The 6,383-nt window shown below is 57.5% G+C and carries 8 protein-coding genes; 6 read left to right on the top strand and 2 right to left on the bottom strand.

Annotated features, from left to right (window positions below):
* The first annotated feature begins 46 nt into the window (after positions 1-46).
* Together K0B01_04430 and K0B01_04435 are read left to right on the top strand one after the other, a co-directional pair.
* On the top strand, positions 47-1,222 hold the full coding sequence (locus tag K0B01_04430) for a PilT/PilU family type 4a pilus ATPase (protein MBW6485381.1): 1,176 nt from the start codon (positions 47-49) through the stop codon (positions 1,220-1,222).
* A gap of 19 nt (positions 1,223-1,241) precedes the next feature.
* Positions 1,242-1,703: a hypothetical protein gene (locus K0B01_04435; protein ID MBW6485382.1), complete on the top strand. Its 462-nt coding sequence runs from the start codon at positions 1,242-1,244 to the stop codon at positions 1,701-1,703.
* A gap of 9 nt (positions 1,704-1,712) precedes the next feature.
* Here the strand turns inward: K0B01_04435 and K0B01_04440 are convergent, their stop codons facing one another.
* Positions 1,713-2,711 (bottom strand): tetratricopeptide repeat protein, encoded by a 999-nt coding sequence (locus tag K0B01_04440; GenBank protein MBW6485383.1) that lies wholly within the window; start codon positions 2,709-2,711, stop codon positions 1,713-1,715.
* Positions 2,712-2,726: 15 nt separating this feature from the next.
* Positions 2,727-2,927: a hypothetical protein gene (locus K0B01_04445; protein ID MBW6485384.1), complete on the bottom strand. Its 201-nt coding sequence runs from the start codon at positions 2,925-2,927 to the stop codon at positions 2,727-2,729.
* A gap of 352 nt (positions 2,928-3,279) precedes the next feature.
* Here K0B01_04445 and K0B01_04450 point away from each other — a divergent pair, with 352 nt between their 5' ends.
* From K0B01_04450 to K0B01_04465, 4 genes are all read left to right on the top strand, one after another.
* On the top strand, positions 3,280-4,368 hold the full coding sequence (locus K0B01_04450; GenBank protein ID MBW6485385.1) for a M20/M25/M40 family metallo-hydrolase: 1,089 nt from the start codon (positions 3,280-3,282) through the stop codon (positions 4,366-4,368).
* A gap of 36 nt (positions 4,369-4,404) precedes the next feature.
* Positions 4,405-5,055 carry a DUF47 family protein gene (locus K0B01_04455; GenBank protein MBW6485386.1) on the top strand — a complete coding sequence of 217 codons (651 nt, stop codon included), beginning with the start codon at positions 4,405-4,407 and terminating at the stop codon, positions 5,053-5,055.
* 30 nt (positions 5,056-5,085) lie between these two features.
* The gene (locus K0B01_04460) at positions 5,086-6,141 is read left to right on the top strand and encodes an inorganic phosphate transporter (protein ID MBW6485387.1); all 1,056 of its coding nucleotides are present in this window, start codon (positions 5,086-5,088) and stop codon (positions 6,139-6,141) included.
* Between the two features lie 86 nt (positions 6,142-6,227).
* Positions 6,228-6,383 (top strand): 3-keto-5-aminohexanoate cleavage protein (locus tag K0B01_04465; GenBank protein MBW6485388.1); only part of this gene is annotated, 156 nt, incomplete at its 3' end.

Genomic DNA, 6,383 nt, shown 5'->3' on the forward strand with positions numbered 1-6,383 from the left:
TACGACCTGAGCGGATGCGGAAAGACACGTTGGAAGGAGGCAGGAGATGAGAAAGCAGGAGATCGATTTTATTCTGGGACAGATGCTCGACTCGCATGGCAATGTATCCGATTTGAACATCACCGTCGGCAAGCCGTTTCAGGTGGAAGCCTCCGGGCAGCTTGCCGGAGTGGAGCTGTCGCCGTCGTTTCCCGAACTGACACCCTTTCAGGCGGAGATCTTTGCGCTCAACCTGATCAACCGGGACCGGCGGCTGACGGAGATTCTCCTCGCGCAGGGCTCGTGCGACTCCTCGTATGAGCTCCCCGGGAAGGCGCGCTTCCGCGTCAATATTTTCTCCCAGCGGGGGAACTACTCGATCGTGCTGAGGAAACTGGAAACCAAGATTCCCTCCTTCGGGGATATGAACCTGCCGGAGGCGTTTCACAAGATGGCCGAGGAGAAAAACGGGATCATCCTCGTCACCGGCGCCACGGGGAGTGGAAAATCCACGTCGCTGGCGGCCGTGCTCAACGACATCAACGAGAGAAAAGCGGTGCACATCATCACCCTCGAGGATCCGGTGGAATTTTCCCATCCGCACAAGAAGGCCACCTTCAACCAGCGGGAGATGGGAAGCGATTTCGACACCTTTGCCAGCGGCCTGCGCGCCGCCCTGCGGCAGGCCCCGAAGGTAATCCTGGTCGGCGAGATGCGGGACCGGGAGACGGTCGAAATCGCCCTGTCCGCGGCGGAGACGGGGCATCTGGTCGTCAGCACCCTCCATACGGTGGACGCCGGTCAGACGATCAACCGCATTCTCGGAATGTTCCCAGCCGAGGAGGAAATCCAGATGCGGATAAGGCTTGCCGACACGGTTCGCTGGATCGCCTGCCAGCGTCTGCTCCCGAAGGAGGGGGGAGGGCGCGTCGCCGCCTTTGAAATCATGGGCGCCAATCTGCGGGTCAAGGACACGATCCTGAACGGCGAGTCGGACGGGAAGACCTTCTATGAGATCATCCAGGCGGGGAAGGCCTTCGGGATGATTACCTTCGATGACTACATAATCGAGCTGTTCAGCAAGGGAGAAATCAGCGAGGAGACGGCAAAGGCTTACGCCTCCAACAAGGGGATCGTCGGCCGCGGCATCGATTCGGTGAAAAGTTCACGGGGCCAGGAGACGACGGATATCGGCAAGCTCCAGGTTGACAAGGGGTACGGGAAACCGGAGAGAAAATTCTGAGGCAGACGAGGAGCTGATTATGGAAGAACAGAAGGGCAGTGGAACAGCGGGGGAAATATCCGCCCTGGTTTGCGAGTCCGATCAGGATTTGCGCGGGCGCATTGGCAACAGCTTGCAACTGAAGGGCTATACGCCAACGTTTGCGGAAACGGCGGCGGAGGCGCTCGGCAAAATGCGCCTGCATCTCTTCAGCGTCGTGGTCGTGGATGAACTTTTCGATACGGCAAATCCGGAGGCAAACGAGGTTCTCAAGTATCTGGGAAGTCAGAACATGACGACAAGAAGGCGCTTTTTCGTCGCCCTGGTCAGCCGGGGATTCAAGACAAGGGACAACATGGCCGCCTTCAGCCACAGCGTAAATATTGTCGTAAATGCTGCGGATGCCGATGAGTTAGGGGCGATCATCAAGCAGGGCGTAGCGGATAACGCCGAGTTTTACCAGGTTTTCAATGAAACGCTGAAGAAGGTCGGCAAGGGATGAACAGACCTTTTAAAGCGTCTTTACCCTGTTGAGGATTGCGGCGGCGAGATCATTTTTGTCCTGAGCGGCGTAGCAGGAGGCCAGGCGCAGCAGGTAGAAGGCGTTTTGCGGTTCCGCGGCGGTTGCCCGAAGGTACGACTCAGCCGCCCGATTAAGATGTCCGATTTTTTGCAGCAAATCCCCCAAACGCCGCCAGCATTCCCCGGCGGCGGCCGGTTTCACGGAGGCGGCGCGGCCAACTGCCGAAAAAGCCGCGTCTATTTGTCCCAGGCGAACGCAGCACTCGCCGATAGCCATAAAGTAAACAGGATTGTCCGGCTGCCGCACCAAGCAGTCATTCCAGACAGCGATTGCTTTTTCCAGGGCTTCCGCCTGCAGCAGCGCACCGGCCAGGCGATCGAGATAGACGACCGCCGCCTCGGGGTCGCTTCGGGCTGCCCGCTGGTAGGCGGCTTCCCCATCTTCCATATTTCCCGCAGCGATTAACGCGCCCCCAAGCGCCCCCCATGCTTCCGGAGCGTTCGGGTCGAGTCTTACCAGTTTTCTATAAATATCAATTGCTTCGGTAGTAAGCCCGGCCCGCAGACTGGCCTCCGCCATTGTTTGGAGAAGACCCGCGTCCTCCGGTTTTGCAGCGATAGCGCACCGGCAGACCGCAAGCAGCGCCTCCCAGTTTTCTTCCTCCCGATGAATGCGCACCAGCTCATCGAAGGCAAAATCGGCGATGAGCCCGCGCGCCAGCTCCCGGCGGAAGAGCTCTTCGAAGCACTCAACCGCCGCTGCCCGCTCCCCACTGTCCTTAAGAGCCCAGGCCAGGCAAAGGAGATGGGAGTCCTCATCCGGATTTTCTTCCGCCAATTTTTTGTACAGAACCGCCGCTTCCGCCGGATGGCCGGCCGCGCTCAGTTCTTCGGCCCGCAGGCGCAGGGGGGAAATGTAGTTATCGCTCGTGAGGGGAACAGAAAAAGGCCCCGGTATTTCGCCTCCGGAGCCTTTTCTTGCTGACATCGTGATTGCCGTAATTTAGCAGCTTGAACAGGAGCCGCAACTGCCCCCTACGCTCATGCTTGATTTTACCTGAAAACCGCCGCCGTTAGCGGATTCGATGAACTCGACCACAATCGGCTGCACCTCTTGCAGCAGTTTCTTTTCGATAACGTAGCTTACCCCGTTATTTTCGAATACATCGTCGTTCGGTGTTGACTCATCCAGAGCCAGGCCCAAAGAGGGCCCCGATCACCCACCCCCCTGCATGAGCACTCTAATGGAAGGAGGTTCCTGCCTTCCCTTGAAGAACTCAGCAATCATCTCGCTTGCTTTTTCCGTTACTGAAAACATTTCGTCTCCTTTTCCCGACATTTTGCCGGTCCGTTAAATTTTGCCGTATTCTAACAACTATTTTCATTTTGTCAAATTAATTAATTACAGGCAGAGCCCCGATAAATTTTGAGGTTTGCGGCAGCAAGGTTAAGCTAACAGTGCTTTATCCCTGTATCGTCGTTGACAGCCGCGCTGTTTGGAAGTATATCAAAAGCTACAGTCGACATGCTATACCAAAAACAAAGAGGACAGGGTTATGAAAATTGATGTTGTTGAGGAATTTATCAGGCTTGCCTCCCTGAACAGCCCGTCGCGCCGGGAAGGGAAGGTTGCCGCCTATCTGACAGGACGGCTCCGGGATATGGGGCTTTCCCCGGTGCTGGACGACTCGGCCCGGCTTTCGGGAAGCGACACGGGAAATATCCTGGTCCGCATTCCGGGCAATGCCGCCGGGCCGGCGATTCTGCTGTGCGCGCACATGGACACGGTAGGGCCAACGGAAGGAATGATTCCCGTTATTCGCGACGGGGTGATCTACTCGAACGGCGAGACGGTGCTCGGTGCGGACGACAAGGCAGGAATCGCGATGATCCTGGCGGCTGTTTCGGAACTGCTGGAAGAGGGGGGACCGCGGGGGGCGCTCGAACTCCTCTTCACCGTTCAGGAGGAGATCGGGCTCTTCGGCGCCAAATTTCTCCAGGCCGAATTGAAGTCTGATTTCGGCTATATCATCGATGGCGACGGCCCGGTCGGCAACATTGTTACCCGGTCGCCCTCCAAGGTTGATCTCGATTTTACGATCCTGGGAAAGGCCGCCCACGCGGCGCGTCCCGAACTGGGGGTAAGCGCGATTGCCGTTGCCGCCGCGGCGATTGCCCGCCTGCAGGGCGGTCGCATCGACGATGACACCACCATGAACGTCGGTCTCATCAGCGGCGGTAAGGCAAGGAACATCGTCCCGGAAAACGCCGAGGTTGCCATCGAAATTCGGGGCTTCAACGCCGATAAACTGGAGGAGGAGGTGCAAAAGACGATTTCCGCCTTCACCGAGGAAGCTGCCGCGGCCGATGCAGCGGTGAAAATAAGGCGCGAGTTGAATTTCGAGACCTTCAGCCTCCCGGAGACGCACCCGGTGGTTGTAAACGCCCTGCGCGCGGCGAAGGCCACGGGCATCGAGACCACATTCAAAAAATCGGGCGGCGGGATGGATGCCAACGTCTTCAACGGTCGGGGCCTGCCCTGCATTGGTCTCGGCTTCGGCGCCCAGAAAATGCACTCGCCGGAGGAATCAATTCCCATCTCCCAGCTCCGCGCCGGCGCCCGTTTTATCAAAGAATTACTTTAAATAGGGCTCGGTCCCTATTTAAAGAAGGAGGGCGAGATGACGGAGAGCATTCTCAGAAAAAGGATCGGCATCGAGGTTCAGGTTGATGAATTCCTGAACCTGGTCAGCGAGGCGGGGCTGCTTTGCCAAAACGGGATGAGCGCCTATTTCCGCGGAGACACGGCCGCTTTTGCGGAGGCCTTGGAAACCATCCAGGAGACGGAGCACAAGGGAGATTTCCTGAGGCGCGACATCGAAAAGAATCTTTATCGAAAGACGCTCATTCCTGAATCGCGGGGGGACGTAATGAGGCTCCTCGAAGATATGGATGCCCTGTTGGATCGTTTCACCGGTCTGCTCTGGCAGTTCGAGATCGAGCAACCCGAAATCAGCGCCGAGTTCCATGAATCGTTTGGCGAGCTTCTCCACTATTCGGTGGAGGCGGTCGAGGCCATGGTGCGCTCCTGCCGCGCTTTTTTCAAAAATATCAATGAAGTGGCTGATCACATCCACAAGGTTTCGTTCTGGGAAAAGGAGTCCGACAAGGTTTCAACGAGGCTGCAGAAGGCGATTTTCGGGCAGTCCGAACTTGACCTGAGCCGCAAGATGCACGTCCGTTTTTTTGCCAAGATGGTGGACCGCCTTGCCGACGACGCGGAGGATGTCTCCGATCGCCTGAACATCTACGTCATCAAACGCATGCTTTAATAGGGCTCTGTCCCTCGTATAGGAGGAACGATGTTTGCTTTTTTCCTGAGCAGCGGCTTGTTTCTCGGCTGGTCGCTGGGGGCCAACGACGCGGCAAATGTCTTCGGCGCCGCGGTTGGCACGCGGATGCTAAGCTTTCGCAGAGCGGCGCTCTATTGCGGAATTTTCGTCATCCTCGGGGCGGTCGTAAGCGGCGCCGGCGCCGCGCGCACCCTGAACGACTTGGGCGGGGTAAACGCGCTTGCCGGGGCGTTCGTCGTTTCGCTGGCGGCGGCCCTGACCGTTTACTGGCTCACATCGCTGGGATACCCGGTTTCCACAACGCAGGCGCTTGTCGGCGCAATTGTCGGCTGGGATTGGTTTTCCGGCCACGCCGTGGACTACGCCGCCCTCGAGCAGATTGTCCTGAGCTGGCTTGCAAGCCCCCTGCTTGCGGGAATCTGTTCAGCCGCCCTCTACACGCTCATCGCCTTTTTGATCAAACGCTCCAAAATCCACATGTTCAATCTGGATTCTCTTACCCGGTCGGGCTTGATTCTTGCGGGAGTTGCCGGCGCCTACGCCCTCGGCGCGAACAATATCGCCAATGTGGTGGGGATATTCATCCCCGTCGCGCCGCTGCCGGAGTTCTCCTTCGGGGGATTGTTCAAAATCACCGCCGCCGAGCAGCTCTTCCTTTTGGGAGGCGTCTCGATTGCCGTAGGCACGTTTACCTACGGCGAGCGGGTCATGCTCACCGTGGGCCGGGGAATTGCGACAATGTCTCCGGTTGCAGCCTTTGTGGCGGTCGCCGCGAACGCCCTCGTTCTTTTTCTTTTTTCTTCCCAGGACTTGCGGGCGTTTTTGCTGCAATGCGGCCTGCCGTCGTTTCCCCTTGTGCCCGTTTCCAGCTCCCAGGCGATCGTCGGTTCCATTGTCGGGATCGGCCTTGTAAAGGGACGGGGCAGGGGCATCCGCTGGCGGATGCTCGGCAGGATCAGCGCGGCGTGGGCGGCGACCCCTGTCTTCGCGATCCTGATCAGTTTCGTCTCCTTGTTCATCTTTCAGAACGTTTTTCAGCAGAACACCTATTTCCCCGTCCGCTAACAGACTGCCGCAAAAGTTTTGTTGAAATATTTTTCTATTGCCATTGCGGAAGTCACCTTGTCCGATCCTGGTTTGGAGATATAACCATGGGGACATTGCTGGGGGGGAATATCCAGGTCGGATTGGAAGATGTTTTGCTTTATTCCGATGAATCAGGGGAACTTGCCACCAATGTCATGCTGGTGGAAAGAGCGGTAAGGATTGTCCATGCCTTGGGGCGTGAAATCGCTACCGTACAGGAA

It is taken from the genome of Syntrophobacterales bacterium (assembly GCA_019429105.1).
Classification (GTDB): domain Bacteria; phylum Desulfobacterota; class Syntrophia; order Syntrophales; family UBA5619; genus DYTH01.